Genomic DNA, 25369 nt, shown 5'->3' with positions numbered 1-25369 from the left:
AGCGATTGCGCCGCGCCGCTAGCGCGGCCGGCGCAACGTCACGAACAGCGACCGACCGCTTTGCCCCACCCAGCGCATCCCGATCGACATCAGCTCACGCCCGAATGGGGACAGGAACTGGGCCGCGATCGACGCCGTGTAACTGACGATGAGGAGCACGCCGGGACGGACGACCGCCGGCAGCGTCGTCGGTAGCACCGCCATGACCGCCAGATCCGCCACCAGTGCGAACACCGTGACCACGTGTAGACCGAACAGATGGCGGACTCGCACCGACGTACCGCGCGTTGCGGCGACGAACAGCGCCGGCGCGCGGATCGCCTCACCCACGAAATAGGCGATCGCCATGCCGAGCGGGCCCCAGGGCAGCCCGGCGACGAACCCGATGATGACGGTTACCGCCGAGAACAGGCTCCACCGGACCAGCGCCCTGGTACGCGTCGTCGCAATGAACAGCGACAGCACGGCATCATTGACGATCAGCAGCGCGCCGGCCGCGGCGAGCCAGCGAAAGATCGGCGCGGCGCTGCTCCAGCGCGGGCCCATCAGCACCTGAACCACGTCCTCTGCCGCCACCGCGGCGACCAGGATACCCGGCACGGCGACGGCGGTGAGCGCCTGGAGGAACAGCATGAAGGCGCGTCGAAACCGCTCGCCATCGTCACGGGTTCGCGCCAGCACGGGCAGGACGTTGCGCGACATCGGCCCGGTAAAATTCTGCAGCGGGAACAGCATCAGCTTGTAGGCGCGGTCATAGAGACCAAGCGGCGCTGCCCCCCAGAACCGCGCGAGCAGCACGTTGTCGAGGTTGCGGGTGACGAACACCGAGATGTTCGCCGCCGATACTCCGCCACCGAAGCCGACCATCGTTCGGATCGCGCTCCAGCGAAACACGAATTTCGGCCGCCATCGTTCGAGGATCATGAACATGGCGGTATTGGCGATGGTCGACAGCAGCGAGCCGATCCACAGGGCCCAATAGGACCGCAGGACGATCGCGGCGATGACGGTTGCGGCAAAGCCTGCGACGCTGCTGACGATCTCGACCAGGCTCTGTGCGTGAAACCGCATCGATCGGTTCAGCATCGCATTGTAAAGCGGGTTCGGCGCGGTCGAGAGCAGCAACAGCGCCGACGCCGCAACAAGGACGCCACTGGCCGAATTGTGATAGAAGACCGAAACGAGCGGCGAGATGGCGACCAGAATGATCGACGTCACCGCGCATAACCCGACGTTCAACCACAAAAGCGACGACAACTGAACGTCGTCCACCTCGTCGGCTTGCACGATCGCATGATCGAAACCGATATTCTGGAACAGCATTGCAAAGCCGATGACCGGCGCCGCCATCGCATAGGTTCCGTAGTCGCTCGGCGACAACAACCGCGCGACGATGATCGTGCTGGCAAAGGTCAGGACGATGCGGATGACCTGCGCGGCACCGGTGCTCAAAGCGCCCGACATGACGCGTGCTTTGTATCCGTTGTCCGCCATCATCTATTCTCCCGCGCGTCCCCCTAGCGTCTCAGCCGACGATGTCACGATAATACACGGCCGACCGTGCGGCTGAGACGACCTCTCGGCCGGATCGCGGCCGACATAGGCTGAGCGATGGCCCCGTGCCGAAAGGGCGACGAAATACCCGTTCCCGGCCATACCCGCGTTACCGGACGCTTTGATCGAGATTAACCACGTGCCGGAACACTATATTGATAGACGACCGCTAGCACTCGGCCCTTAAGTTGGTCGGAGAACGTGCGTGGCACGACTGAAGCGACATTTGCTCTACGGCCTGACGGCGCAGTGCATCGTGATGCAGCCTGCGCTTGCGTCGCCGAAACCGTCTCCCTTCCTGATACTGGGCGGCAGTGCCGAGGCACCGAGAGGCTATCTCGCGATGTGCGCGCAGACGCCGGTCGAGTGTGACGGGGACCCCGCGGCATCATCGCTCTCCGCATCCGCAGACTCGGTCGACGTTCATACGCCAGTCGGTGCCTCGATCGGCGCGACGGGCGCTATCGTCGTCGCCCGCCCAGTCCTGCCTGCGCTCGCCCCGGCTGTCGCTTTTCGGCAGTCCCGGTTTTCGGTCAAAGTTCATGGACCGATGCTCAACGATCGCTTCGGGGATTCACGCTCACGATTGGATCGCCCACCCCACCGCAGGCGCTCGCCTTCGTCTACAGGGTCGATTCGACACCGATACTCGCGCCGATGCCGCATCCGGCGCCGGCACCGATGGCATCGATGTCGCCAGATATCGACGAGCAACAACTGCTTCGACAGATCAACGTACGCGTCAACCGGATCGTTCGCCAGGCTACCGATCTGGCGATCTACGGGCGCGAAGAAGTGTGGCACGCGAGCGGCGCGTATGACGGCGCCGCCGGCGATTGCGAGGACATGGCCCTCGAGAAACAGGCGGAGCTGATCACCGCCGGCTTTCCCAAAAGCCGGTTGTCGCTGGCCGTGGTTTATGCGCCGGCGGTCGGCCTTCACACGGTCCTGGTAGCGCGGACTCGCGACGGGGATCAGGTTCTCGACAGCCGCACGCCCTATCTGCGGCCCTGGTACAAGAGCGGCTATACGTGGCTTTCCGTACAGGCGTTCGCAGGATCGAAAGCCTGGCGCCAGCCGCTGTCGGAACGGCAGATCGCGCTGGCGGCGAGTGATACGGCCGATACCGACCGTTCCTGACGGTCACCGCCCACGCTCAACCGCCTATCTTCAATAGGTGTTCTTGTGAACGAGCACCTTGAACGTCGCGAATATGATGATCAGGTCGCGCTTCAGTCGCCAGCCATCGGCATATTCAAGATCGGCCTGAAGACGCAGGACGAGATCGTCGCGGGTATGCGTCGCACCCCGGAACCCACGGACCTGCGCCAGACCGGTAATGCCGGGCTTCAGCGCATGGCGATGCCAATATCGCTCGTCGACCTCCCAGAACAGATCCTCTCCAGCCAGCGACCCCAGCGCATGCGGTCGCGGTCCGACGATGCTCATATGGCCCAGCAGGACGTTCATCAGCTGCGGCAACTCATCGACGCTGGTGCTTCGGATCAGCCGCCCGACGCGAGTGATGCGATTGTCATCGCGCTGGGTCGAGCGAGCACCGTCGGCATCGCTGCTCTCGACGCGCATGCTGCGGAACTTCAGGATGTCGAAAAAGGCGTTGCCACGTCCCACGCGCCGCTGCCGGAACAATATCGGGCCGGGGCTGTCGACCTTGATGGCGATCGCGATCAGCAACAGGACCGGGAACATCGCGATCAGCGCAGCCGCCGAAACCGCGACGTCGAAGGCGCGCTTCATCGCCCGGTTACGCAACGTGAGCGGCCCTGCGGATACCCCGAGCGTGAAACGGCCATCGAGGGCGCCGACGCCGATCGGGCGCAATTCGTCGACATCCTCGACGATGATCTCGCCCCGGACGCCGGCCCCCTTGAGCATCATCGCCCAAGCCCGACGCGCGTCCGGCGGACACAGGATGACGGCACGGTCGAGCCCGCGAATGACCTGGCTGAACCTATTGAGCATCGTCGGATCCTGCAGATCCGGACGAAGCCCCAACGCCTCCGCATCGACAGTCGTGATACTGGCCCTGTCGCCGAGCGAAACTCGGTCGACGATAAGGATCTCGGCGGTGACGGCCGTGCCCAGATACGGGATCAGCCACTGGCCGACGACCTCACGGAAACCATACATCAGGATCGCCGCCGCAACGGCGGAACAGATCATGATGAGCCGCGACGCCAAAGGGTCGACCTTGAACAGGTAATAAGTGAGAAATAACAGCGTGTAGGAAAGAAACAACGACTGCAGGCTCGCCCAAATACCGGTCTCGGTCGAATGGAGTGCATCGACCGAATAGGCCTTCGAATTGAACGAGATCGTCACGAACAGCGGCAGGAGGAGTATCAGCACGCCAAACCAATTTGCATGCGTCACGCGCAACGGTATCGCCATCACCACGCCGAGGATAATCGCGGTCACGTCCAGCGCGAGCAGCAATGCATAAATGCGGATACGTACCATGTGTGCCGAGGCCCGCACCATCCCGGTTTTCGCGTGTACGCCAATAGCGGAATCGTCGGCCGTACGATTCATGAATTACCCTCCAACCACCACGCGAGACCGGGAAACTACCCAATCCGGGTGCGTTGATAGGTGCCTTGGCGGCGTAGTCAACGGAGTTGTTTGCCAACCCATTCCAACACATACGGTGAAATCGGGACAGTTTTGGGTGTCGCTGAACACTTTATTAACCGCGCGCAATTAGGTCGGGAGACCGGAGGACTTTATGCGTGCCATGCGTTCCCAGGCCAAAGTAAACACGACCGACTTGCGAAGCGAACCGCGCGTGCCGCTAGGCCGTTCGGGCACGTTGCGCAGCGAGAATCGCGCCCAGCTGGTCATTCGTATTGCCGATCTCACGCGCGACGGATGTCGTATCGAGACCGACGAGACGTTGCTGCCCGACGAGCAGATCACGATCGGCATCGCCGGCGTCGGCAGTGTCAAGGCGCGCGTCGTCCGGCGCAGCGCAACGGGCTATGGCTGCGTGTTCATGACGTCGCTGCCGCGCGGCCGGGTTAGCGCCGCGTTCGAGGAAAACGTCGTTACGCTTCCGGTCGGTGCAAACCCGATTGCCCCCGATTCGGTCGCGACCGGCACGACCGATGCCGACCGCGCTTCCGATGTCCGCCGTGTGGGGCCTTCGCCGCGGTCCGCCATGACTATCATAGCCGCCATCTCGATCACCGGCTGGGCATTGCTGATCTGGGGATTCACCGCCTTTTGATCCCGACGCCGGTGGTGTGCCGGCGTCCGCATCGCGCCGGCCGCGACCGATTTAGTTGATGTGATAGCCACCGAATGTATCGCGAGATGGTCGCAGCCGGTGCAGCGGCGACGCGCGCCGGCGGGCCTTTCGCAATGCCTCATACGGTGACACCGCGTGCCGGCCGCGTTCGGCCCAGACGATGCGGTAGTGGCTGGACAGCTTCCACCAGCGCCCGCCGGCCGTGCTGATGACGGTGGCCCCGCAATGATCGCAAACACCGACGCAAAGCCCGGCATTGCGCTGGCTCGCACGGGCTTGATGACCAAATACACAGCGGATCGACATGGCCGCACACTGGCGCGATCGTTTCGCATTGCAAGATCGGAATCGGTCCTGGAATGGCACATCGCCGGTGCGCTGGTGGCCCGCCAAAAGCGCTGGAGTATTCCAGGCCGCGCTCTATGACCGCGAACAATTCGCCGACCTTAGCGCGATAAAGCAAGAGGATAGCATGATGACGCGCTCCGGGTCGGATCGTCGGACCCGCATTGCCGCAGTGATCGTCCCCGTCGTCCTGTTCGGCCAGATGATGGCTCTGGCCGCCGACGGCCCCTTGCTGGCCGCCGCCGCCGCGGCTGTGGAAATCCTGGCGACGATCCTGGTCTTGCTCCTGGTAGCGCCGCCGTCGACGTTCTGGCGGCGTCTGGCACCGCCGCTGGCGGTGCTCGGTCTTGCCGCCGTGTGGCTCGCCTCCGGCACGATGCCTGGCATCGATCTGCTCCATCGTGGCTGGATCGCCCCGGATCTCAATCTTGGCGGCGTCGTCCGCTATATCGGCGGCGTTGCTGTCCTTGTCGCCGCGGCGGCGGTGGCGTGGCGACCGGGCGGCGCGCGCGTCTCGCTCGATGCCTGGATCATGGTCTCGCTGATCCTGCTGGCGGCCGGGTTTGCGATGAACGAAGCCGATCCGAGCCGGGTCTGGGGCTATGACAAGGGCTTCCTCGCGGGTCGCTTCACTGGGACGATCTTGAACGCGAACGCCGCCGGATGTCTGTTCGGCATCCTTGCGGTGCTCGGCCTCGGACGATTTCTCACCTTGCTGCCACGACGGCTCGATCCTGCCCCGCTGCCGATCATGATCGCCGCCCCTGTCGCGCTGCTGGCGGGGATCGGCGCGTGTGCGATCACCGCGTCGCGGACGGCGCTGGCGGCAACCCTGGTGGCCCTTCTGCTCGCGACGATATTCGACCAGGAGCTGCGAGAACAGGCCCGACAGCGGACCCGGTACGTCGTCTTGCTGCTGGCGGCGCTCGCGATCGGCGTCGCAGTCATGCTGTTCCTGGTCGGCGATGTCGTCAGCGACAGGTTTCAGACGGTGTCGACCGACGGTATCGAACGGACCAGGATTTGGGCGTTCTACGGCAGGATCGTGCTCGCGCATCCCTGGGGCGTAGGACCCGGCGGACTCGACGACATCACGCTCCACGCGCTCTCGTCGACGACGGACGCGGCGCGGATATGGTTCGTCCATTCGCCGCATAACCTATTCCTCTCGCTGCTGCTGGTCGGCGGATGGCCCTATCTAATGTTGATCCTGACCGCGGCGGGGTTGCTCGCCTGGCCCGCGATCCGGTCATCGGCCATCCGGCGACAACCGATGATCCGCGCCTCGATATCGGCGATCGGCGTCATCCTCGCCTGTGCCAGCGTCGATATCACGCTCGATATACCGGCCTTCGCATCGCTCGCGGCGTTCCTGATCGGAACCGTCTGGGGTGGCTCGGTGAGACAGCCCATGACGATGGCATGATCGACGGTGCCGCCGCCGGGATCGATCGGGGCGCAGCTTCGGCGATCGTCATAGGACGCAGGCAAACGGGACCGAACGATCTTCGCCCCCTCCCCGCGCCACCATCATACGAGCCATTGGTCTAGCGCGCGGTCTCAGCAAGTCTCGCTGCCACCGGCGCTTCGGCCGGGGTCCCAGCAACCAGTCCGGTTGCGTAGCCATAGGTTCGCCCCGACGCACCCGCGAGCCAGACCGTCTCGTCCACGATCCGGGCATGATCGGCCGCTGAAAGCTTTGCCCACAAGGCCGCGCCATAGCGTATCCGCCACGGCGCCGCACCGCGCAGGAACGGCGCCGATTCGTAGCTCCGCACGAGTCCCGCCAGCGCGGCAGGCGAGTCCGGTCCGTCTGCCAGCAACGCCCGATACGACTGCGCCACGTCCGCTTCGGCCCACCAGGTCCGAACGCCCCGCGTCCGCGCCAGATCTACCGCGGCGTCCGCCAGCATCGCAGCGCGACGCGGCGCAGGTTCGTCCAACGCATCATAGGTCCGCAGCATCCCCCGCAGCAGCGCAGTGCGGGGCGCGAGCATCGCGGCGGGTCGATCGTCGATCAGCCAAGGCCATGCGACCTCGGCCTCGGATTGCTGTGCATCGAGTGCGGTTCGCATTGCCGCGACACGGAGTTCGGTGACAAGATTGACCAACGCCAGACACAGCGCCGCTACCAGAACCGCGATAGCGGCGCGCTGCATCCAGTGGCTCGCATAAGGCGCATCATAGTCGCCTGGCCGGAGGGGCACCGCCCCTCCGGCCCGCCGCGTACCGATCGCCGCAGACTGTGCCCCGAAAGGGTCAGTCCGCATTGTAATAGTTGGCGTATTTCTTGGAGTAGTACATCCCGCCATACGCCTCGGACGAAATCTCGACCATTGAGAAGACCGCACCCGCGACATCGACGCCGTCATGACTCAGCCACGCCAGCGCGCTGCGAACCGCATTCTCCGGCGTCGCACCCCACTTCACCACGATCACGGTTCGCTCGGCCACATTGGCCGCCGACCGCGCGTCGGCGACACCCAGCAGCGGCGGCGTATCGATCACGATCCGATCGTAGCGATCCATCTGCGACGCGATCAGATTGGAGAGCGCGTTGCCCGCAAACAGATCCTCGGCGATGAACGAGCTGTTCGCGACCGGAATGAGATCCAGCCCAGGGACGGCATCGGGGATGATCACGTCGCTAAGCGAAGCCTCGCCGCGCAGCAACTCGACCAAGCCACGCTCGGGCTTGATGCCGGCTGCTTCGATCAAGCCCGCCCGACGCAGATCGGCATCGATCAGCAGCACGCGCTCCTTCGACATCGCGCAGATCCGGGCCAGCGCCAGCGCGCTGCTCGTCTTACCTTCGTTGGGAAGCGTGGACACGATCGCCACGCTCTTGGCGGGGCCGATCGAACGCCGGAGCGTGCGAAACGCTTCGGCATAGGCACTCATCGGACGATCGATCAGATACGTTGCCGGCGAATGCTTTGCCGAGCCGCGACCAGACCGCAACTTGGGGATCGTCGCGAGCACCGGGAGGCCAAGCTGTTCCAGATCATCGATCGAGTACAGTCCCTTGGCCAGCACTTCCTGTGCGCCGATCACGACGATGCCCGCACCGATCGCGGCGATGATCGTGAGGATCACCAGCATCGGCCGGTTCGGCGACGTGGGCGCAGACGGCGGCACCGCCGACTCGATGATCTGCGCCTGCGTCAGCGAACTGCGCGCAACCTGGTTCATCGTCTGCGCCTGCTCGGCCAGACGATTATACGCCGCATGCGCCGCGTCGGCCTGACGCTGGTAGGTTTCCGCGAGCGCGGAGGCGCGGGTATCGCTGGACTGCTGGCCGCGAAGCTTGCCCATTTCGCTGCGCAGGCTGCCGGCCCGCGCCGCGGCGGCACTGGCTTCGCTGCGAAGCCCGCCGATGTTGCGATTGGCCTCGTCCTGGATCTGCTTGTCGATCGCGGAAAGCTGCTCCTTGATCTTCACGCTCTCGGGATGCCGCGCTCCGTACCGCGACAGCACCTCGCCCTGACGCTGAACGATCTGCGCCCGCTGCGAACGGAGATCGGCGATGACCTTCAGAATCGAGCACGGCCGAAACCGCATCAATGCCGCCGGACGCAATCTGGCTGCCGGCGACTGCCAGGCGAGCCTGCGCTGCAGCGGCTTCGGACTCGGCGGTCGCAAGCTGACCCGCAAGCGGGCTGATCTGCTGATCCGTCACGGTCGACGATCCGCCGCCGACGATACCGGCCTGCGCACGATATTGCGCGAGCCGTGCATCCGCCAACGCAGCCTGCTGATTCAGCGCGGCCAGACGTTGATCGAGATAGCTGGTTTCCCGCGACGCCGCGCCGGTTCGCTGGCCGCGGCTGTACGCGATATACTCGCTGGCAAAGCCGTTGGCGACCTCGGCTGCGAGCAAACGATCTGCCGCGGTGTAACCGATGTTGACGACGTACGTCATCTTGTCACGGTCCGCGGAGATCTTCGACAGCAACCGCGAAGCGATCATGTCGACCCGCTTCTGCTCTTGTTCCGGGGTCGGATTGCGCGGCAATTCCGGCAGGCCCTTGGTCAGGTCGGCCCGATTGGCGAGCCCGAGCTTGCGCACGACGCCGATCGCGACGTCGCGCGACTTGACGACGTTCACTTCGGTATCGAAGATATTCTGGTCGGGGCGCTCACCGTCCATCCGACCCAGCGCGGCGTTTGCCGACGGGTCGATCTTGACGCGCGCCACCGCTTCGTACCGCCAGGGCATCATCATGACGAGCGCGATGCCGACGACCAGCACGGTCGCCGCCACCGCAACGAACGTCCGCCACCGCCGCTGGAACATCGCCTTTACGGCGCCAGACAGCGACCGAATCACGCCGACACCGCTCGGCGGCATCGCAGGACCATTCAGGTCCCCCGGACGTTCCATTACCATGAGTTTACGTCTCCGTACGTGATTAGCGGTGATTTAGCGGTGGATCGCGACGCCGACGAGCGCCCGGAATTCGGACAATCGCGGACCGTTCACGCCGACAAAATCGCTCTTGCGGTTTGCATAGGTCAGATCAAGGTTGCCCGTCAGCAGTCGGTTCATGAGATAGCGTGCACCGCCGCTCACCTGCCCGATCTTGGCCTTGCCCGGTATGCCGATATACGTATCGACTTCGTACGACACGGCGTAATTCAACAGCAGCGTGCGCAACAGCTCGTGATCGAGACGAAACGCCGTGGTGGTGTTGAAGAAGCCGCCGCTAGCCAGCGTGGCATCCTGAACCGTGCGGTTGACGGCCAGCGTCGCCGTCGTCAGCGGCGTCGGGAAATATTCCAGCCGGGCATCGATCGTCAGGCCCTTGGCCGTCTTGTAGGCGGCGCTCTCGAAATTGCGCGTGATATACCCTGCGCCGAACGAACCGCGCATCAACGCGGTCAGATCGAAGGTGACGCCGGCCAGTGCACGCACTTCGTGCGAGCTGCGGCTCGGCTGGTCGAACGTCAGCGGCAGGCGATAGCTCGTGTCGGTATAACCAAGCTGGACGAAAACACCGGCGTCCGGGCTCAAGCCATATTCGAACTGGCCCGCACCGCGCGCAACCTTGCGGTCACGCCCGTCCTGCGACACTTCGACATTGTCGAGCGTGCGAACCGGCTTGAAGTTATAGTCGGTATAGTCGCCGGACAGCACGGCGCGAATCCGGCCGAACCGTGCGTCGCCCAGCAGCTTGGCCTGCGAGCGCTGATACGGCGTGATCGTCAGGACGTTGACCAGCGAGGCGCCGGAGAACTGCGTCTCGTACCGGCGAGCGGTATCGAGCTGTCCGCTGATCGCGATATCGCCGTTCACATCGTAGCGACCGCGGCTGCTCACGCTCCAGCCGTTTTCGTTGCGGGCGGTCTGGTCGGCGTAGCGGACGAAATCGCCCGCGCCCTCGAGCTGCAGACTGTGCAACGACCAGTTCGACTTCGCGAGCAGGCGCGGCTGAAACCGCACGAACGCGTCGGACTTTTGATTGTCCGCGGTCTGCAGAACGTTGCTGGTATACCCCAGCTGACTGGTAAATTGGGGCAGGACCGTAAAGCTGCCGAGCGGTACGCCGACTGCGTTCACTTCGGGCCTGGGTCGATCGAGAACGCTCTCGTTGCGACCGCGGTTGTAGATCAAGGGGACGACAGCATCGATCGGATCGTTGCTGATGTAGATCTGAGCCTCGGCGACCCCCGTCCAGAGCGAAGAAAGGCCGACACAAGCGGCCGCGTAACGTTTAATCATGATACGCTCCCGCGCTATTCAAAGGCGGGATCCATTTGCTCCCGCGATGGTCAAAAGCGGGCCGGGCCCGTCTGGCTTTAGTTCGGTGCCGAATACGTCGCGCCGGCGTTCCCGCCGGTCACGATCGGCCCCGCAATCAACGTCGGGTCGCCACCGTCGGCGATCGACGCCGTACCGCGCTGTCCACGCCGCACCGAAAGGCGCACGTTCACCAACGCCGCCCGAACCTTGTGGGCATAGTCGGGGTTACCCAGCAGATAGTTCAGCGCGGTGAGAGACACCGGAGCCGGTTGCTGTTGCTGGTCGAGCGCGAAGACGAGCGCAGCCTCGATGTCCTGAGACGTGGCGCTGGCCGCCTGTGCACGCATCACGCCGCGCAACGCCGCGATGACCGACTGGACCGCCAATGCGTCCGGCTCGGCTGCACGCACGACCGGACGCACGGCGTTGGCTGCCGTCGGCAGTGCGACCGCACTCAATGCGACAACGACCATCGCCCTAGAAAACTGCTTCATCGTATCCCTCTCTTTACCCGCCCCCTAAGCCCGCTCGTTTAGAAAAAGCGTTCGCCAATTCGTACCGTGTCCCCGGGGTAAACGCGCAAATCAGCCTGCAGCGGATAGCGACGTTCTTCGGTCTCTCCCGCGCGCTTGATAAACACTTTTCCCTTATTTGCCCGGTAGGTGAAACCCTCTGCGCGCGCGACCGAATTCATCACGGTCAGCCCGTTTGTGTAAGGATATTCGCCGGGCTTGGTCACTTCGCCCATGATGTAGAACGGGCGATAGGTCAGCACATCCAGGCTGACGCGGGGCTCGCGAAGATACCCGTCGGCCAGCTTGGCGGTGATGTCCTTGACGACTTCGCGCGGCGAACGGCCGCGTGCCTGGACGTCACCGATCAGCGGCAGCGACAACGTTCCCAGAATCGCTTACCGAAAACTCGCCGGACAGCGTTTCCTCGTTGAAAACGATGATGCGAATCTTGTCCGCCACGCCGAGTCGATAATCGTCCTGCGTGCTATCCGACACCGTCGTCGAACCCGGCGATGCCCCTGCCGAGGCCGTTGCCGATGCCGTGACAGGCGGGGCGGCAGAGGTCGCCGTCGCCGTCGCCGTAGCAGGCGTCGCCGACTGAACCTTACCCGCCGGTGCCACCGGATCGGCCGGCCGCTGCGCCACGGCGAGCGATCCCGACGCGAACAATACCGCAAATAACATTGAGCGAATTAAATGCATTAGCCACCATTCCTTCGGCTCGTCATATTCCAGGCGCGACAAATCGGCAACTTGCCTGCTGCGATTCACCGCTCGATGCAGCATTATGGGACACTTCGTGACAATCGTCTGAATGCACGTAAAAAAGATTGGCGCGATGCGGCCATCGAACAGGTCAGAAAACTGGCCGTCCAGACAGTCGCGGGGGGCCTGTTAAGGCAATTTTCCCGGAACGCCATGGCCCCATTCTTACTATTCGATCGCCTGTGACGAAGATGCGCCAGAGCCCACCGCATTTTGCCTAGGGTTCGCGATCCTCGCTATCGCGCGGTCCGTACCCAGCCCTGCTGCGGGCGCCGTGCGAGCCGGACATAAAAGGAATCTTGGCGAAAATTTTCAGCGGCAAGGCGATAAAGTCGCCGAAGTTGAGCAGGTCTCGACCATATACCAGCCAGCCGGTCGTCACGGTGATGAGAAACACGGCGAGCTGGATCGCTGCAATGATGAAGCCCGCGGGCGACGCACCGAACAGCATGCCGGCGAGCGTGACCACGACCAAACCCATCAATGCAACCGCGAACAGGCTGAGCGGCGGAATTGCGATGTCGATACCCATGCCGATCAGCCGGGGCGAACGACGACGAAACCCCGCAGCGACGAGGCGCCAGGCGAAACGGCGCGCGACCGACAGATACCCGCGCTCCCACCGGGCACGCTGACCATCCGCCGCGGCACGATCGAGCGGCAACGGACTGGTGATCCGCGCGTCGGGGCAGAACCGTGCCGGTGCGCCAGCAAGCGCCAGGTCGACCGACATCAACAGATCCTCGACGATTTCGCCCGATCCCAGGTGGATGTCGTCGAGTACCGCGCGGAAACGCCATGCCGCTGCCGGTGAGAACGCACGGAATACCGAGCCGCTGCGAACCCAGGAGCCGCGCCCGGTTCTTGATCCGAATCGCGAAGGCACTGAAGCGTGTGCCCGGCCCTGCACCCGCAGGCGCCTCGAGCAGGTAATCCCCCTGCACCGGCCGACCGCTCACCGCCGCCTCGCGTGCCAGCGCCTCCAGCCCCCCGGACTGACCAGACAATCCGCATCAACGACGATCGTGACCGCGGTCGCCCGCGCCAGATCGTGGCGGACGCCCCATTCCAACGCATAGCCCTTGCCACGGCGTTCGGCGTCGAACCGCTCCGTCACCATGGCCCCTTCGGACCGCGCGATCGCGGCGGTATCGTCCGTGCAATTGTCGGCGACCACCAGCAGTCGGTCGTCGGGGCGCAACTGCGCCCGCAGCGAGCGTATCGTCGCGGCGATGACCGTAGCTTCATCATGCGCCGGCACCACGACCGTGAAGGCGGGACAGGCCGCCCCCGTCCCCGTTCCCGTCCGCGACTGGAGGCGGTCCGGTCGACGCTTGAGCGAGGCCAACATCTGTGCCGCCAGCAGCATGCTCGCCGGAAGCGGCACCAGCGCGATCACGACCAGCACCGCACTCAATAGCGTCATGCGCGGCGTTCCATCTTATGGCCCATCTTATGGGCGGTCATCAAATCGTAGATCTTGCGCGCCTCGCGTGACGCGTCGTGACGGTCGCGAATCAAGGCCCGGCCGCGCTCGCCCATCGCTGTGCACGTCTCGACCGGCGTTGCGATGCAATCGGCCATCGCCCGCGTTACCGCATCCACCGACCCTGGCGAAAAGAGCCAGCCGGTTTCACCGTTGACGACGAGATCCGCCATCGCCGCGACGTTGGAGGCCAGGACCGGGCGGCCAAGCGCGAGCGCTTCCATGACCACGATCGGCAACCCTTCGGCGAAGCTCGGCATCACCATCGCGCGCGGCAACGATATGCGCGCGCACCTCCGCCTCGTCGGCCCAGCCGGTGATCGTGACATCCTGCGCGATCCCGAGACGCGCGATCGCCGCTTCGAGCTGCCCGCGGGCATCGCCGTCGCCGACCAGCGTCACGTGGACGGGCGTCCCGGCGGCCCGCAGCCGCGCCACCGCCTCGACCAGGATCAAATGCCCCTTTGCTGATCCAGTCGCCCGACGTTCACGAAATGCGGAACCGCCGGCACGGGGGTCGGCACCTGTTCCAGAAACGCCTGCGACAGGCCGCAGTGCACGACATGGATCTTGTCCCAATCGGCGACCTCGGCCCACCGGTAGAGCTGGCTCGCGCAATAATTGGTGATCGCCACGACGAACGCGGACCGCGCGACCTTGAGGTTCAGCTTGAGCGCAACGGGGGCATCGAACTCGCCCTGCCCGTGCACCGTCATGCTGTACGGCACGCCGCTCAGACACGACGCGATCATCGCGATCTCCGCGGCATTGGTCCCGAAATGCGTGTGAAGATGATCGAGCTTGGCCGCCTGCATGCCGCGCGACAGCATCGCGCCCTCGAGAAAGGTGATGAGATGGAGCAGCGGCCCACGATCGGACCGCTTCATCATCCGGAACGACAGGCGCAACGCCGCGAACCACGCCTTTGGCGTCCGCAGCAGCTCTACGAATGCCGCGGTCAGGAGCGGAAGCGCCCCGCCCCGCAACAGATACCGCGTACGCTGCTGCTCTGCCGCGTCGAGCGGGTCCGCGATCTCGGCATCCCAGCCCCTGATCGCCCAACGCTCGACGGTTGTCCCAAGATTCTCCACTGCGGCGATCTCGCGCCGAATGAAGGTATGACTAATCTTAGGATATTGATTAGTAAAATAGCCAACGTTCATGCGCCGCACCTCCAGTTCAGGCCCGCGGCCGCCGCACGCGCTATCAATACCTCAGGTCGCTCGCAAGTGGTGTTGTACAAGCGTGAACATCTCAATGTGCCATCGTGGCAAAGGATGAATATGGTCCAGTCCGGTTCCGATAGTATCGCCAAAACGCCGCTCGGCATCGCGACTGGATTGCCGCCTTTTGCGTGGGGGATACTCGCGCTGATCGCGTTGCGCCCCTCGCTCGACGTGATCTTTGCCAGCGTCACGATGCAGGTCGGCGCCCTGAATTTGTCGGCGGGCTTCCTGTTCAACCTGCTGCTCGTCGGCCTCGCCGCAGCGATCGCCGTCAATGCCGCTTTGGTCCACCGCACGCCCGATCGCGCGGTCGTGACGACGCTGATCATATGGGCACCGATGCTGGTGGCGGCGGGAATCGCGGCAGCGCGATCGCCGGTCCCGGCGCAGGCGCTGCAGGTTCTCTTCAACTATCTGTCCTATGCGGCGGTGTCGTTGCTGGCGCTGACATGGGCACCGCATATCGGCCGTGAGCGACTGACGATGCTGATCGCGGCGTCGGGCGTCATCCCGATCCTGACCGCCTTGTTCCAGGCCGCCACCGGCGGCGCCGGCACGCGGGTCATGGGTACCTTCCCGCACCCCAACATCCTCGCCTTCTTCCTGCTGATCTACGTCGCCTTCCTGTTTCATGCGCAGGTCAGCGCCTATCTACAGAGTGCCGGCGCGCGTCTGGTCCTGTGGCTGCCGATCGCGCTCGGCCTGCTGGCACTGCTGCTGACCGGCACGCGCGCAGGCTATGCCGGGATGTTCGTCTTCCTGTTTCTCTATGCCGCCCTGCGCCGGCCGATCTACCTGATACCGCTCATCATCCTGCCACCGCTCGCGCTGCTGGTGCCGGGCGTACTCGACCGGATCAGCGACGCGACCAGCGGCCCACCGGTCTTCACCTATGACTATCTCGTCAGCGTCGCGCGCGGCGATATCGCCGATTCTGGGCTATGTCGCGGTCGATTCGGGGACATGGCGTCGCTACCTCTGGGAATCGGCATGGCCATGGGTCACGAGCCATCCCCTGCTCGGCAGCGGGCTAGCGTCGTTCCCGCATTATTCGAGCCAGTTCTTCGCGCTGCTGCCGAACGGCGAGAGCGAGGTCTTCGCGCACAACACCTATCTCCAGCTCGTGTTCGAGGGCGGCGGCGTCCTGCTGCTCGGCTTCCTGTGGACGTATATCGCGTCTGCCTTGCAGAACGCGGCCAATCTCCCGTTCGGACGCGGCGAGCTGATCTTCGCGCTTCTCCTGGTGCTCGCCTATGCGATCGTTCTCGCGAGCGACAACATCCTCTATTACCTGTCCGCCAACCTTTCGCTGTTCTTCGTCCTGTTCGCGATCCGCGGCGTCGGGGCGGATGATTCACGGCGATGGCACTCGCAAGCACGTTTAGCTACGAAGCGAAGGCGACTGGCGGCGAACGGATCGCGGAGCGCTTGAAACCCCGCAGCGATAATGCAAAACGCGGCGCCAATGGAGAGGTATCTCGCCGTCGCCGCAACGCCATGGCCTGTACTGGAAGAGCCAGGGCTTACTAGAGTCGGACCGAGGTGAGAGCCGGTCCGCAACCGGGGGAACATCGCTCCATGATCGCCGTGCCCCAAAGACGAACGCTGCCGTTCGTATCAATCGTACTGCCTATGCTGGTGGCGCGTCCTTCGCTGGATCCTTTATTCGGTCTTGGTCGGATGAATCTTGGTGCTTTCAGCATCACACCAGGATTCCTGTTCAATTTCCTGTTCGTGGCCCTGGCCAGCTTGGTGATGCTCCATGCGCTACTCGTGGATCGACGGGCACAAACCGTCATTCGCACAGCAGCGATTATCTGGGCTCCATTCTTGCTGGCGGCGTTGATCGCAGCGGTGCACTCTCCAGTGTTCGCGGAAGCCATTCAAGTTCTCTTCAATTACCTGACCTTCGCAGCAGTATCCATGCTCGCGCTGTACTATGCGCCGTATATCGGGCGACGTGTATTAACGCTGGCGGTTGCACTGTCAGGCGTGGTGCCATTGGCAACCGGCCTTATACAAATCGCGTTAGGAGATATGGGAGAACGGCTGGAGGCTAGTTTCACGCATCCGAACATCCTCGCCTTCTTCATGATGATCTACATATCGTTCCTGTATCATGCGCAGCTGAGCAACTACCTACGCAGCGGATGGCAACGCAATGCCGTCTGGATATTGCTCGTTGTTGCGGCACTGGAACTTCTACTCACCGGGACGCGCTCTGCCTATGTTGCGACGGCGTTGTTCTTGATCGTCTACACGGCGTTTCAGCGTCCTCTGTATCTGATACCGATATTATTGGCGGGACCGCTCGCCATGTTGGTTCCGGGCGTTATGGACCGCATCACCAATGCGGCGGAGGGCGCACCGGAAATGAGCTATGCATATCTGGTCAGCATATCGCACGGTGACGTTGACGCATCGCAGTTCGTCGAAGTCGATTCTGGAACATGGCGTCGCTACCTGTGGCAGGCGGCATGGCCTTGGATCGAACGCAAAATGACGTTCGGATATGGCCTGTCGTCTTTTGCCCCGCTGTCGCGGGACTTCTTCGCCCTCACCAGCACCAACGGAAGCGGTGCGCACAATGTGTATGTCCAAACGATCTTCGAAGGCGGCCTCGTGCTCATGCTTTCGTTCGTCTATCTCCTGGTCAGCATCGTTGCCGTGAGCCTGTTCCGGGCTACAACGTCGTCGGAAAAACTGTATATTTTCCTAGCGATAGTCGGTTATGCGGTCGTGTCTGTCAGCGACAATATGCTGTATTATCTGTCCGTAAACGTAGAGTTTGTCTTCATACTTGGGTGTATAATAGGGCAGGCTCCAAGCCTTCCTAGCTGGCTGACTGCAAGTCGGCGTCAACCGCAGCTTATGATTGGTGGCCTGCGGTAAAAGGTACGATGACCGAAAAATTTGCTTACGACCCCCGCGCCAAAGCACACCTCGCGGTGCTTGACGGATGGAGGGGGCTTTCCATCTTAATGGTTCTCGCGGGTCATATGCTCCCGATCGGGCCAAAAGCGTATTTTCTAAACGAAGCCGTCGCCGCTGCGGGAATGGCGATATTCTTTGTGCTGTCCGGATTCCTGATAACGACCACGTTGCTGAGAGATCAGACGGTCGTGACGTTCCTGATCAAACGCCTGTTTCGCATCGTGCCACTCGCCTGGACGTTCATCGCCTTCGTTTTGATTGCCCCGGGACGTCCTATGGACATCGTCGTAGCCAACCTGTTTTTCTATGCGAGATCTTTCGCAATATTATTTGCGATACGCACCGCATTTCTGGAGTCTCTCCATCGAAATGCAGTTCTATATGTTCATTGCACTGATCGTTTCGGTTTTTCGTCGCAAGGGACTCTATCTGTTGCCGTTGTGTGGGATTGCGATCACCGCGGCACGTGTGTGGCGCGGGACAACAGTCGGCGTAACCACGTTCGACCGTGTCGACGAGATCCTGGCTGGCGCAATGCTCGCGCTATTGCTGTCCGGACGCAAACCTGTCGCGCTAGGGAAGGCCTCGGGCGCCGCATCGGCGTTGCTGATTGCGCTGCTCCTGGCGGGCACGCAGCAATATGTGCGCCATACCGTGCCCCTACTCGCTTATTTGAGGCCCTATTTCGCAGCCGGCTTGGTCGGCCTGTCTTTCGGCTATCCTCATTCCGGCTATCGACGCGTTCTAGAAAGCAAAATCTTGCGATACTTCGCCACGATTTCCTACGCATTATATGTGGTTCATCCCATCACATATGCGGGATGGTTGGGTTCAGGCGACCGGACAGAACGGTACCTCAAGAGACCACTCAGCTTCCTGATTACCTTTGTAATCGCGCATCTGAGCACACGCTACTTGGAGCGACCGTCGACCGATTTCGGGCATCGTCTGGCAGCACGCTATAAAGCGTCGCGCATAAGCAATGCATCCGCATGACTGAGCCGAGATCCTGGGCCGTTCGCGTTGCTCCGCGAAGATCGACGCAATCACCGCGAGGGCTGGCTGTCCCAGGGCTTCTGGGCGCTGGCGGTCTATCGGCTGTCGGCGCCCCGTCTGGCGCGCCGGCGCGGGATCGTTCGCACGATATGGGGCATATGGACCAAGCTTGCGGGCAAGTGGGTCGAGGTGCGGTGCGGTATCTCGCTGCCGGAAACCGCGCGGATCGGGCGGCGGTTGCGGATCGAGCATTTCGGCGGGATCGTCGTGCATGGCTCCAGCGTGATCGGCGACGACTGCCTACTGCGTCAGAACGTCACGCTCGGCAACCGTAGCGAACGGCGCCCGCTCGATGCGCCGACGCTGGGAAACCGCGTGCAGGTCGGCGCCGGTGCCGTCATCCTCGGCGCCGTCACGATCGGCGACGATGCCGTGATCGGTGCCAATGCCGTGGTGCTCGGCGATGTCCCGCCCGGTGCACGCGCGGTCGGCAACCCGGCAACCATCCGCATGCCCACGCCCCGCCCCTAGCCTAAGCTGCTACGGCTGCGACTGCGGATGCGCACGCAGCAACGCTGACCACACAGTCCATGCTCACCTCGCAGCCGTCGCGCAGTACCGCTACGCGGCCGATCAGCGCGGCGTCGCCATCTCCAGGCCCGGTTTGCCGGCGGCGCGCGACCGGATGCCCAGGAACAGCAGTGCGGTGATGCGGTTTCGGATCAGCACCTCGCCCATGATGATCGGTCCGATCAGCCCGGCACCAAGACCGCCGGCAAAATAGAACAATACCGGCATGCCAGGCGCAATCTTTTGCAGCGCGATCCGCGTCCCCGCCGCGAACAGGACGTGAAACAGGAATATCGGATAGGATTTGCCGCCAATCCACGCCAGCCACGACACCCGCGCCCGGATCGAGACTGCCAACAAGCAGATCGCCAGCCCGGCGGTATAGCCGAGCATCGACCCCATGAGGCTGTGGCCGGCGGTATCGGCGTTGATGCCGACCAGCATCAGGCCCAACACGCCGATCGCTAGCAACACCCGGCCCGGCAGCGTGTCCAGTCCGCGTATCCCCTGCAGCAGGTCATGCCGACGCATGAAGAGCCCCAGCAGGAAATAGGGCGCGAGGTACACGGCTTTCCCGGCCGAAAAGACGTCGGGCTGCCACGCGGATACCAGCGGATAGAAATATCCGATCGGTACCAGCGCCAGCGCATAGGGGGCAAGATCGCGGCCTGGCAGGAGCAGACTGACGGTGAGGATCGCGACCATCAGGACGAACGTCGCCTGCAGATACCAGAACTGATCGTACGAGAAGAAGAAGATCTCCCACAATGGCGGCGTCGCATTGTGGAGCACGAGCGACTGGATGCACCAGGACAGCGCGCTTACCGATGCCATCGGTACCAGCAAACGTCTGGCCTTCGCCAGGACCTTGCCCCGCCAGGCACCCGCATTCGGCACGAACGATGCGAAGACCGTCCCCGAAATAAAGGCGAACAGCGGCATCCGTACGACGTGGAGCGCATGATTGGCGATCGACAGCCAATGGTCCGCGGGCAGCCGTAGCCCCCGGATCGGGCTGTCGCCGACGACGTGAAACGCCACCAGCAACAGGCAGGCGAACCCCCGCAGCGTCTCGAGATATTCGATCCGCGACGTACCGCGCCGTTCCGCACCCACGGTCTTCGACCCTGTCATACCGCTCATCGACGACGGACCGTCTTGGCGGCGTATGCGCGAATGGTTGCGAGCTCATCGCTGTCGGGTCGGTGGGACAGGCTGAACCGGGCGAATCTGGCGAGCATCGCGGGCAGGCTGCGGGTCCCCAAAACGCTACGGAAGGCCAATTCTCGACGGACGCCGGGCGTGTCGCCGAACGCCGCCAGAATTGCCTGGCGCAAGGGGGGCCATTGCTCGGCCAGGTCCGTACCGGACGCGGGCTCTAGTCGCGCGCCATGATTACAGAACGGGGTCGGATCGCAATACGCCACGCCCCGCGTTGCCGCGACCAGCGCCATCAGGTGACGCGAGATGTCCAGCGACAGCTCCATCTGGCGTTGAAAGCCGACCGAACTCGTATTGCCGCCATGCCAGCGGTACAGCACGAGTTGCTCCGCCACGGTGGCGCACAGCCCCTCGATCGCGAGTTGGCCGAACATCAGATAATCCTCGACCAGCGTCGCCACCGTCATCGGCGCAGGGCCTCCGGATGGCGTGAGGAAGGTCTTGCCGTAGCGCGCACCGGCCTTGTCGAGCGCGAGACGTCGCAGCATTACGGTAGGCTGCGCGATCGGGTTGCTGAAGAGCGCAGCCACCGCAAGCCGATCCGGATCGCTTGGCAGCTTGCGCGTGCCTAGTGGTTTTAGCTGGGTATCGACGGTGACGTAATTGCTGCCGACGAGAACGAGATGGGGCTGGCGCTCCATCTCGGCCAGCAGCACCGCGATCCGCTCGGGCACCGACAAATCGTCGGCATCGTGGAGCAGGACGAACGGTGCGTCGCTCCGATCGAACCCCGCATTGCGGACATCCGACAGCGTCATGGCAGGACCACAATCTTGACGCTGTACGCGACGATCCTCCCCCCAGCCGATCAATAATCTCCCCGGTCGCATCGGTCGACGCATGATTCAGGACGATCAACCGCCAGTCGCGCTCGGTCTGCACCATCACCGATCGGATGGCGTCCTCGACAAATGCTTCCCCGTTTCGCACGGGCATAACGACATCAACGCGCGCCATGTGTTGCTCCAGTAGGTTCGGGACGGCGCCCGTTGGTTGGGCACTTATTGGTGTAAAGAGCCGTTGTAAATGCGGGTGTTATGCGACGGTTATGCAAAGCGGCGTCGGATGATCAACCAGGATCTCAAAAGAGAATATGACGCGGGACCTGAAATATCCGCAGAATTTATTGAATTGATCTCGCTCGGCTTCGCGGACGGACGAGGTGGGGCAATCGTGGGTGGCTCGGTTTGCCCTGACCTGCGATGTTCGAAGACTGCCTGCATATATCGATACAGAAATGCCAACGGCCCCGGAGCTTGCGCTACAGGGTTGGGAGTATTGTAGAAGATGGTTGCGGGGACAGGATTTGAACCTGTGACCTTCAGGTTATGAGCCTGACGAGCTACCGGGCTGCTCCACCCCGCGACTGTTCTCGTTGGAGAACGTGGGTAGAAGACATGGTGAATGGGTTTTAAGCGTTCTGTGTTACGTATCGTCGCACGGGCTTCAATGCCTGGCGACGACCTACTCTTCCATCGCTTGAGCGATAGTACCATTGGCGCGGTCGGGTTTCACGGCCGAGTTCGGAATGGGATCGGGTGGGACACCGACGCTATAGCCACCAGGCAATGGAGCCGGTGCGACGATACGTTGGGGAATGCTTTGGGTACCCCGTCGGCGCTTTCGCTGAGACGGGGCTTAAAATCGATACCGTGCACATATTGGTTGCCAGCCTCTCGGAACACCGAGTGCTGGTGTATTTGTAGTTGGTACCAATCCCTCGACGGCGAGGGGATTGGCAATCTGGCGTCGTCTTAATCATCCGCACGCATCGTTTGTCGCTACTGGTGACCCAGTGTTGTCATTGATGGTGTGAGACTCTCAAGCGCGAATAGAGCAATTAGTATCGGTTAGCTCCATGCGTTACCGCACTTCTACATCCGATCTATCAACGTCGTGGTCTCCGACGGCTCTATGAAATCTTATCTCGAGGGAGGCTTCCCGCTTAGATGCTTTCAGCGGTTATCCCGTCCATACATAGCTACCCAGCTGCGCTCCTGGCGGAACGACTGGTACACCAGAGGTATGTTCAACCCGGTCCTCTCGTACTAGGGTCAACTCCTCTCAAATTTCGACGCCCACGGCAGATAGGGACCAAACTGTCTCGCGACGTTCTGAACCCAGCTCACGTACCACTTTAATTGGCGAACAGCCAAACCCTTGGGACCTGCTCCAGCCCCAGGATGTGATGAGCCGACATCGAGGTGCCAAACAACCCCGTCGATATGAGCTCTTGGGGGTTATCAGCCTGTTATCCCCGGCGTACCTTTTATCCGTTGAGCGATGGCCCTTCCACGAGGGACCACCGGATCACTATGACCGACTTTCGTCTCTGCTCGACTTGTCAGTCTCGCAGTCAGGCGGGCTTATGCCATTGCACTCTAACAGACGGTTTCCGACCGTCCTGAGCCCACCATTGCGCGCCTCCGTTACTCTTTAGGAGGCGACCGCCCCAGTCAAACTACCCGCCACAGAGGGTCCCTGTTCCGGCTTACGGAACGAGGTTAGACATCAGAAACAAACAGGGTGGTATTTCACCTATGGCTCCACATCAGCTGGCGCCGATGCTTCAAAGCCTCCCACCTATGCTACACAGTTTCTTCCTAATGCCACTCTGAAGCTGCAGTAAAGGTGCACGGGGTCTTTCCGTCTAACCGCGGGTACTCCGCATCTTCACGGAGAATTCAATTTCGCTGAGCATGTCCTGGAGACAGTGGGGAAGTCGTTACGCCATTCGTGCAGGTCGGAACTTACCCGACAAGGAATTTCGCTACCTTAGGACCGTTATAGTTACGGCCGCCGTTTACCTGGGCTTCATTTCAGAGCTTGCACCCCTCCACTTAACCTTCAGGCACCGGGCAGGCGTCAGGCCCTATACGTCGTCTTGAAGCCGACTTAGCAGAGCCCTGTGTTTTTGCTAAACAGTCGCTACCCCCTGGCCTGTGCCCCCTCAAAGTGCTTGCGCATAGTGAGGGCCTCCTTCTTCCGAAGGTACGGAGGCAATTTGCCGAGTTCCTTCAGGACACTTCTCTCAAGCGCCTTGGTATACTCTACCTGACCACCTGTGTCGGTTTCGGGTACGGTCTATACGGTGGGGCTATTTCCTGGAACCATTTCGAAGCCATCCCAATCCGATAAGGGATGACAACACACATGATCCGTCACACACCACCAGGCCCACGAATATTAACGTGGTTCCCATCGACTACCCCCTTCGGGCTCGTCTTAGGGGCCGGCTCACCCTGCGCGGATTAGCCTTGCGCAGGAACCCTTGGTCTTTCGGCGAGAGGGCATCTCACCCTCTTTATCGCTACTCATGTCTGCATTCGCACTTCCGATACCTCCACGACCCATTACCAGATCGCTTCACAGGCTTACGGAACGCTCCGCTACCGCGTACCACATAAGTGGCACACCCTAAGCTTCGGCACGTATCTTGAGCCCCGTTACATCTTCGCCGCAGGACCTCTTGTTTAGACCAGTGAGCTGTTACGCTTTCTTTAAAGGATGGCTGCTTCTAAGCCAACCTCCTGGTTGTTTTGGAAGTCCCACATGCTTTCCCACTTAGATACGATTTGGGGGCCTTAGCTGTAGGTCAGGGCTGTTTCCCTTTTGACGACGGACCTTAGCACCCGCCGTCTGTCTCCCGCATATCACTCTTAGGTATTCGGAGTTTGGTTAGGTTTGGTAGATCTCGCGACCCCCTAGCCCATCCAGTGCTCTACCCCCTAAGGTGTTCGTGCGAGGCACTACCTCAATAGTTTTCGCGGAGAACCAGCTATTTCCCGGCTTGATTGGCCTTTCACCCCTAAACACAACTCATCCGGTAACTTTTCAACGTTAATCGGTTCGGACCTCCAGTGCATGTTACTGCACCTTCATCCTGGTCATGCCTAGATCGCCGGGTTTCGGGTCTAATACATCAAACTCTGGCGCCCTATTCAGACTCGCTTTCGCTGCGCCTACACCTATCGGCTTAAGCTTGCTTGATACATTAAGTCACAGACCCATTATGCAAGAGGTACGCTGTCAGGCCATAAAAGCCCTCCAACTGCTTGTAGGCAATCCGTTTCAGGTACTGTTTCACTCCCCTCATCGGGGTGCTTTTCACCTTTCCCTCACGGTACTAGTTCGCTATCGGTCACATACGAGTATTTAGGCTTGGAGGGTGGTCCCCCCATGTTCAGACAGAATTTCACGTGTTCCGCCCTACTCGAGTCCTGAATTCTCACTTTCGTATACGGGGCTGTCACCCGCTATGGCGTCACTTTCCAGAGACTTCTACTAGTTGAAATTCAGGCACTGGCCTGGTCCGCGTTCGCTCGCCACTACTAACGGAATCTCGGTTGATGTCTTTTCCTCCAGCTACTGAGATGTTTCAGTTCGCCGGGTTCGCTTCACGAAGCCTATGTATTCAGCTAAGTGATACCTAACCTAATTAACTCGACCTGTGCGTTACCGCGCAAGTAGAATTAATCGGGATAGGTGGGTTTCCCCATTCGGAAATCGTCGGGTCAAAGCTTGCTCACAGCTCACCGACGCTTATCGCAGCGTGCCACGTCCTTCATCGCCTGTATGTGCCAAGGCATCCACGAATTGCCCTTACCTCACGCTTGAGAGTCCACACCACCAACGACATCACTGGGTGCGTTCCGAAGAACGTCACCAACTCGGCAGAGCAGTGCGCGTTAGCTTTTGTCAGGTGCGGATGATTATAATCTCAGCCAGATTATTAGTTATGATGAT

25 protein-coding genes, 1 tRNA gene, 2 rRNA genes and 1 pseudogene are annotated in these 25369 nt (G+C 61.9%); 8 read left to right on the top strand and 21 right to left on the bottom strand.

The genetic code is table 11. The annotated features are described in order from the left end of the window. Nucleotides 1-18: 18 nt before the first annotated feature. Nucleotides 19-1494 carry a lipopolysaccharide biosynthesis protein gene (locus QP181_RS16360; RefSeq protein WP_243643536.1) on the bottom strand — a complete coding sequence of 492 codons (1476 nt, stop codon included), beginning with the start codon at nucleotides 1492-1494 and terminating at the stop codon, nucleotides 19-21. 717 nt (nucleotides 1495-2211) lie between these two features. Here QP181_RS16360 and QP181_RS16355 point away from each other — a divergent pair. Beyond that, entirely contained in the window at nucleotides 2212-2694 is a 483-nt protein-coding gene (locus tag QP181_RS16355; protein WP_333929193.1) for a transglutaminase-like cysteine peptidase, read from the top strand. Between the two features lie 30 nt (nucleotides 2695-2724). Here QP181_RS16355 and QP181_RS16350 read toward each other — a convergent pair whose 3' ends face one another. Then, the gene (locus QP181_RS16350) at nucleotides 2725-4107 is read right to left on the bottom strand and encodes a sugar transferase (RefSeq protein ID WP_332755780.1); all 1383 of its coding nucleotides are present in this window, start codon (nucleotides 4105-4107) and stop codon (nucleotides 2725-2727) included. A gap of 235 nt (nucleotides 4108-4342) precedes the next feature. On the opposite strand from QP181_RS16350, the gene QP181_RS16345 reads away from it, so the two are divergent. Next, nucleotides 4343-4801, top strand: coding sequence for a PilZ domain-containing protein (locus tag QP181_RS16345; RefSeq protein ID WP_333929192.1), 459 nt, complete (start codon nucleotides 4343-4345; stop codon nucleotides 4799-4801). Nucleotides 4802-4852: 51 nt separating this feature from the next. On the opposite strand, the gene QP181_RS16340 is transcribed toward QP181_RS16345, so the two are convergent. Beyond that, entirely contained in the window at nucleotides 4853-5128 is a 276-nt protein-coding gene (locus QP181_RS16340; protein WP_332755782.1) for a hypothetical protein, read from the bottom strand. Between the two features lie 169 nt (nucleotides 5129-5297). Between QP181_RS16340 and QP181_RS16335 the strand changes: the two genes are divergently transcribed. After that, entirely contained in the window at nucleotides 5298-6593 is a 1296-nt protein-coding gene (locus QP181_RS16335) for an O-antigen ligase family protein (protein WP_333929191.1), read from the top strand. Between the two features lie 121 nt (nucleotides 6594-6714). On the opposite strand, the gene QP181_RS16330 is transcribed toward QP181_RS16335, so the two are convergent. From QP181_RS16330 to QP181_RS20125, 13 genes are all read right to left on the bottom strand, one after another. Further along, a complete protein-coding gene (locus tag QP181_RS16330; RefSeq protein ID WP_333929190.1) occupies nucleotides 6715-7374 on the bottom strand; it encodes a hypothetical protein in 660 nt (219 codons plus the stop codon). Between the two features lie 52 nt (nucleotides 7375-7426). Beyond that, on the bottom strand, nucleotides 7427-8359 hold the full coding sequence (locus QP181_RS16325) for a polysaccharide biosynthesis tyrosine autokinase (protein ID WP_333929664.1): 933 nt from the start codon (nucleotides 8357-8359) through the stop codon (nucleotides 7427-7429). Nucleotides 8360-8384: 25 nt separating this feature from the next. Continuing rightward, entirely contained in the window at nucleotides 8385-9518 is a 1134-nt protein-coding gene (locus QP181_RS16320; RefSeq protein ID WP_333929189.1) for a GumC domain-containing protein, read from the bottom strand. A gap of 72 nt (nucleotides 9519-9590) precedes the next feature. Further along, a complete protein-coding gene (locus QP181_RS16315) occupies nucleotides 9591-10889 on the bottom strand; it encodes an outer membrane beta-barrel protein (RefSeq protein WP_333929188.1) in 1299 nt (432 codons plus the stop codon). Nucleotides 10890-10966: 77 nt separating this feature from the next. Further along, complete coding sequence (locus QP181_RS16310) at nucleotides 10967-11404, bottom strand: hypothetical protein (RefSeq protein ID WP_277983824.1); 438 nt, start codon at nucleotides 11402-11404, stop codon at nucleotides 10967-10969. Between the two features lie 38 nt (nucleotides 11405-11442). After that, a complete protein-coding gene (locus tag QP181_RS16305) occupies nucleotides 11443-11805 on the bottom strand; it encodes a polysaccharide biosynthesis/export family protein (protein ID WP_333929187.1) in 363 nt (120 codons plus the stop codon). Beyond that, on the bottom strand, nucleotides 11783-12211 hold the full coding sequence (locus QP181_RS16300; RefSeq protein WP_333929186.1) for a polysaccharide biosynthesis/export family protein: 429 nt from the start codon (nucleotides 12209-12211) through the stop codon (nucleotides 11783-11785). Before QP181_RS16300 ends, QP181_RS16305 begins: the two co-directional genes overlap by 23 nt. A 196-nt stretch (nucleotides 12212-12407) precedes the next feature. Further along, on the bottom strand, nucleotides 12408-12923 hold the full coding sequence (locus QP181_RS16295) for a glycosyltransferase family 2 protein (RefSeq protein WP_522731692.1): 516 nt from the start codon (nucleotides 12921-12923) through the stop codon (nucleotides 12408-12410). Between the two features lie 222 nt (nucleotides 12924-13145). Beyond that, nucleotides 13146-13616, bottom strand: coding sequence for a glycosyltransferase family 2 protein (locus tag QP181_RS16290; protein WP_333929184.1), 471 nt, complete (start codon nucleotides 13614-13616; stop codon nucleotides 13146-13148). Continuing rightward, a complete protein-coding gene (locus QP181_RS16285; protein WP_333929663.1) occupies nucleotides 13613-13900 on the bottom strand; it encodes a glycosyltransferase in 288 nt (95 codons plus the stop codon). Before QP181_RS16285 ends, QP181_RS16290 begins: the two co-directional genes overlap by 4 nt. Continuing rightward, a complete protein-coding gene (locus QP181_RS16280; protein ID WP_333929662.1) occupies nucleotides 13824-14114 on the bottom strand; it encodes a hypothetical protein in 291 nt (96 codons plus the stop codon). The genes QP181_RS16285 and QP181_RS16280 overlap by 77 nt, the downstream gene beginning before the upstream one ends. Nucleotides 14115-14128: 14 nt before the next feature. After that, complete coding sequence (locus QP181_RS16275) at nucleotides 14129-14839, bottom strand: glycosyltransferase (RefSeq protein WP_333929183.1); 711 nt, start codon at nucleotides 14837-14839, stop codon at nucleotides 14129-14131. A gap of 51 nt (nucleotides 14840-14890) precedes the next feature. Beyond that, a complete protein-coding gene (locus QP181_RS20125) occupies nucleotides 14891-15535 on the bottom strand; it encodes a hypothetical protein (RefSeq protein ID WP_443027559.1) in 645 nt (214 codons plus the stop codon). A gap of 259 nt (nucleotides 15536-15794) precedes the next feature. Between QP181_RS20125 and QP181_RS20120 the strand changes: the two genes are divergently transcribed. The 5 genes and pseudogenes from QP181_RS20120 (at nucleotide 15795) to QP181_RS16250 (ending at nucleotide 19363) form a co-directional block, all read left to right on the top strand. Beyond that, nucleotides 15795-16334: an O-antigen ligase family protein gene (locus QP181_RS20120; protein ID WP_443027558.1), complete on the top strand. Its 540-nt coding sequence runs from the start codon at nucleotides 15795-15797 to the stop codon at nucleotides 16332-16334. A 146-nt stretch (nucleotides 16335-16480) separates the two neighbouring features. Next, complete coding sequence (locus QP181_RS16265) at nucleotides 16481-17794, top strand: O-antigen ligase family protein (protein ID WP_333929181.1); 1314 nt, start codon at nucleotides 16481-16483, stop codon at nucleotides 17792-17794. Between the two features lie 8 nt (nucleotides 17795-17802). Further along, nucleotides 17803-18081, top strand: a pseudogene (locus tag QP181_RS16260) (acyltransferase family protein); the annotation flags it as partial. A gap of 61 nt (nucleotides 18082-18142) precedes the next feature. After that, nucleotides 18143-18832, top strand: a complete 690-nt coding sequence (locus QP181_RS16255; RefSeq protein WP_443027557.1) for an acyltransferase family protein — start codon at nucleotides 18143-18145, stop codon at nucleotides 18830-18832. 27 nt (nucleotides 18833-18859) lie between these two features. After that, the gene (locus QP181_RS16250) at nucleotides 18860-19363 is read left to right on the top strand and encodes a serine O-acetyltransferase (RefSeq protein WP_333929179.1); all 504 of its coding nucleotides are present in this window, start codon (nucleotides 18860-18862) and stop codon (nucleotides 19361-19363) included. Between the two features lie 102 nt (nucleotides 19364-19465). Here QP181_RS16250 and QP181_RS16245 read toward each other — a convergent pair whose 3' ends face one another. From QP181_RS16245 to QP181_RS16220, 5 genes are all read right to left on the bottom strand, one after another. Continuing rightward, complete coding sequence (locus tag QP181_RS16245) at nucleotides 19466-20545, bottom strand: acyltransferase family protein (protein ID WP_333929178.1); 1080 nt, start codon at nucleotides 20543-20545, stop codon at nucleotides 19466-19468. Then, nucleotides 20542-21381, bottom strand: a complete 840-nt coding sequence (locus QP181_RS16240; RefSeq protein ID WP_333929177.1) for a glycosyltransferase — start codon at nucleotides 21379-21381, stop codon at nucleotides 20542-20544. Before QP181_RS16240 ends, QP181_RS16245 begins: the two co-directional genes overlap by 4 nt. A 530-nt stretch (nucleotides 21382-21911) precedes the next feature. Beyond that, a tRNA-Met gene (locus tag QP181_RS16230) sits at nucleotides 21912-21988 on the bottom strand. An 86-nt stretch (nucleotides 21989-22074) separates the two neighbouring features. Beyond that, a 5S ribosomal RNA gene (rrf, locus tag QP181_RS16225) occupies nucleotides 22075-22189 on the bottom strand. A gap of 254 nt (nucleotides 22190-22443) precedes the next feature. After that, a 23S ribosomal RNA gene (locus QP181_RS16220) occupies nucleotides 22444-25239 on the bottom strand. Between the last annotated feature and the right edge of the window lie 130 nt (nucleotides 25240-25369).

Origin of the sequence: Sphingomonas sp. LR55 (genome assembly GCF_036856015.1) — a bacterium.
In the GTDB taxonomy this organism is placed as follows: Bacteria; Pseudomonadota; Alphaproteobacteria; order Sphingomonadales; family Sphingomonadaceae; genus Sphingomonas.
This window is presented reverse-complemented; position numbering and strand designations above follow the sequence as displayed.

What these genes read in the sequence shown, in the direction of transcription:
- QP181_RS16290 (WP_333929184.1), bottom strand. Translation starts at nt 13,616, where the DNA reads ATGACGCTATTGAGTGCGGTGCTGGTCGTGATCGCGCTGGTGCCGCTT.
- QP181_RS16315 (WP_333929188.1), bottom strand. Translation starts at nt 10,889, where the DNA reads ATGATTAAACGTTACGCGGCCGCTTGTGTCGGCCTTTCTTCGCTCTGG.
- QP181_RS16300 (WP_333929186.1), bottom strand. Translation starts at nt 12,211, where the DNA reads ATGCTGCATCGAGCGGTGAATCGCAGCAGGCAAGTTGCCGATTTGTCG.
- QP181_RS20125 (WP_443027559.1), bottom strand. Translation starts at nt 15,535, where the DNA reads ATGAAACAGGAAGGCGACGTAGATCAGCAGGAAGAAGGCGAGGATGTT.
- QP181_RS16255 (WP_443027557.1), top strand. Translation starts at nt 18,143, where the DNA reads ATGCGAGATCTTTCGCAATATTATTTGCGATACGCACCGCATTTCTGG.
- QP181_RS16310 (WP_277983824.1), bottom strand. Translation starts at nt 11,404, where the DNA reads ATGAAGCAGTTTTCTAGGGCGATGGTCGTTGTCGCATTGAGTGCGGTC.
- QP181_RS16350 (WP_332755780.1), bottom strand. Translation starts at nt 4,107, where the DNA reads ATGAATCGTACGGCCGACGATTCCGCTATTGGCGTACACGCGAAAACC.
- QP181_RS20120 (WP_443027558.1), top strand. Translation starts at nt 15,795, where the DNA reads ATGACTATCTCGTCAGCGTCGCGCGCGGCGATATCGCCGATTCTGGGC.
- QP181_RS16245 (WP_333929178.1), bottom strand. Translation starts at nt 20,545, where the DNA reads ATGAGCGGTATGACAGGGTCGAAGACCGTGGGTGCGGAACGGCGCGGT.
- QP181_RS16275 (WP_333929183.1), bottom strand. Translation starts at nt 14,839, where the DNA reads ATGAACGTTGGCTATTTTACTAATCAATATCCTAAGATTAGTCATACC.
- QP181_RS16240 (WP_333929177.1), bottom strand. Translation starts at nt 21,381, where the DNA reads ATGACGCTGTCGGATGTCCGCAATGCGGGGTTCGATCGGAGCGACGCA.
- QP181_RS16265 (WP_333929181.1), top strand. Translation starts at nt 16,481, where the DNA reads ATGATCGCCGTGCCCCAAAGACGAACGCTGCCGTTCGTATCAATCGTA.
- QP181_RS16325 (WP_333929664.1), bottom strand. Translation starts at nt 8,359, where the DNA reads ATGAACCAGGTTGCGCGCAGTTCGCTGACGCAGGCGCAGATCATCGAG.
- QP181_RS16340 (WP_332755782.1), bottom strand. Translation starts at nt 5,128, where the DNA reads ATGTCGATCCGCTGTGTATTTGGTCATCAAGCCCGTGCGAGCCAGCGC.
- QP181_RS16295 (WP_522731692.1), bottom strand. Translation starts at nt 12,923, where the DNA reads ATGTCGGTCGACCTGGCGCTTGCTGGCGCACCGGCACGGTTCTGCCCC.
- QP181_RS16360 (WP_243643536.1), bottom strand. Translation starts at nt 1,494, where the DNA reads ATGGCGGACAACGGATACAAAGCACGCGTCATGTCGGGCGCTTTGAGC.
- QP181_RS16335 (WP_333929191.1), top strand. Translation starts at nt 5,298, where the DNA reads ATGACGCGCTCCGGGTCGGATCGTCGGACCCGCATTGCCGCAGTGATC.
- QP181_RS16285 (WP_333929663.1), bottom strand. Translation starts at nt 13,900, where the DNA reads ATGGAAGCGCTCGCGCTTGGCCGCCCGGTCCTGGCCTCCAACGTCGCG.
- QP181_RS16320 (WP_333929189.1), bottom strand. Translation starts at nt 9,518, where the DNA reads ATGCCGCCGAGCGGTGTCGGCGTGATTCGGTCGCTGTCTGGCGCCGTA.
- QP181_RS16355 (WP_333929193.1), top strand. Translation starts at nt 2,212, where the DNA reads ATGCCGCATCCGGCGCCGGCACCGATGGCATCGATGTCGCCAGATATC.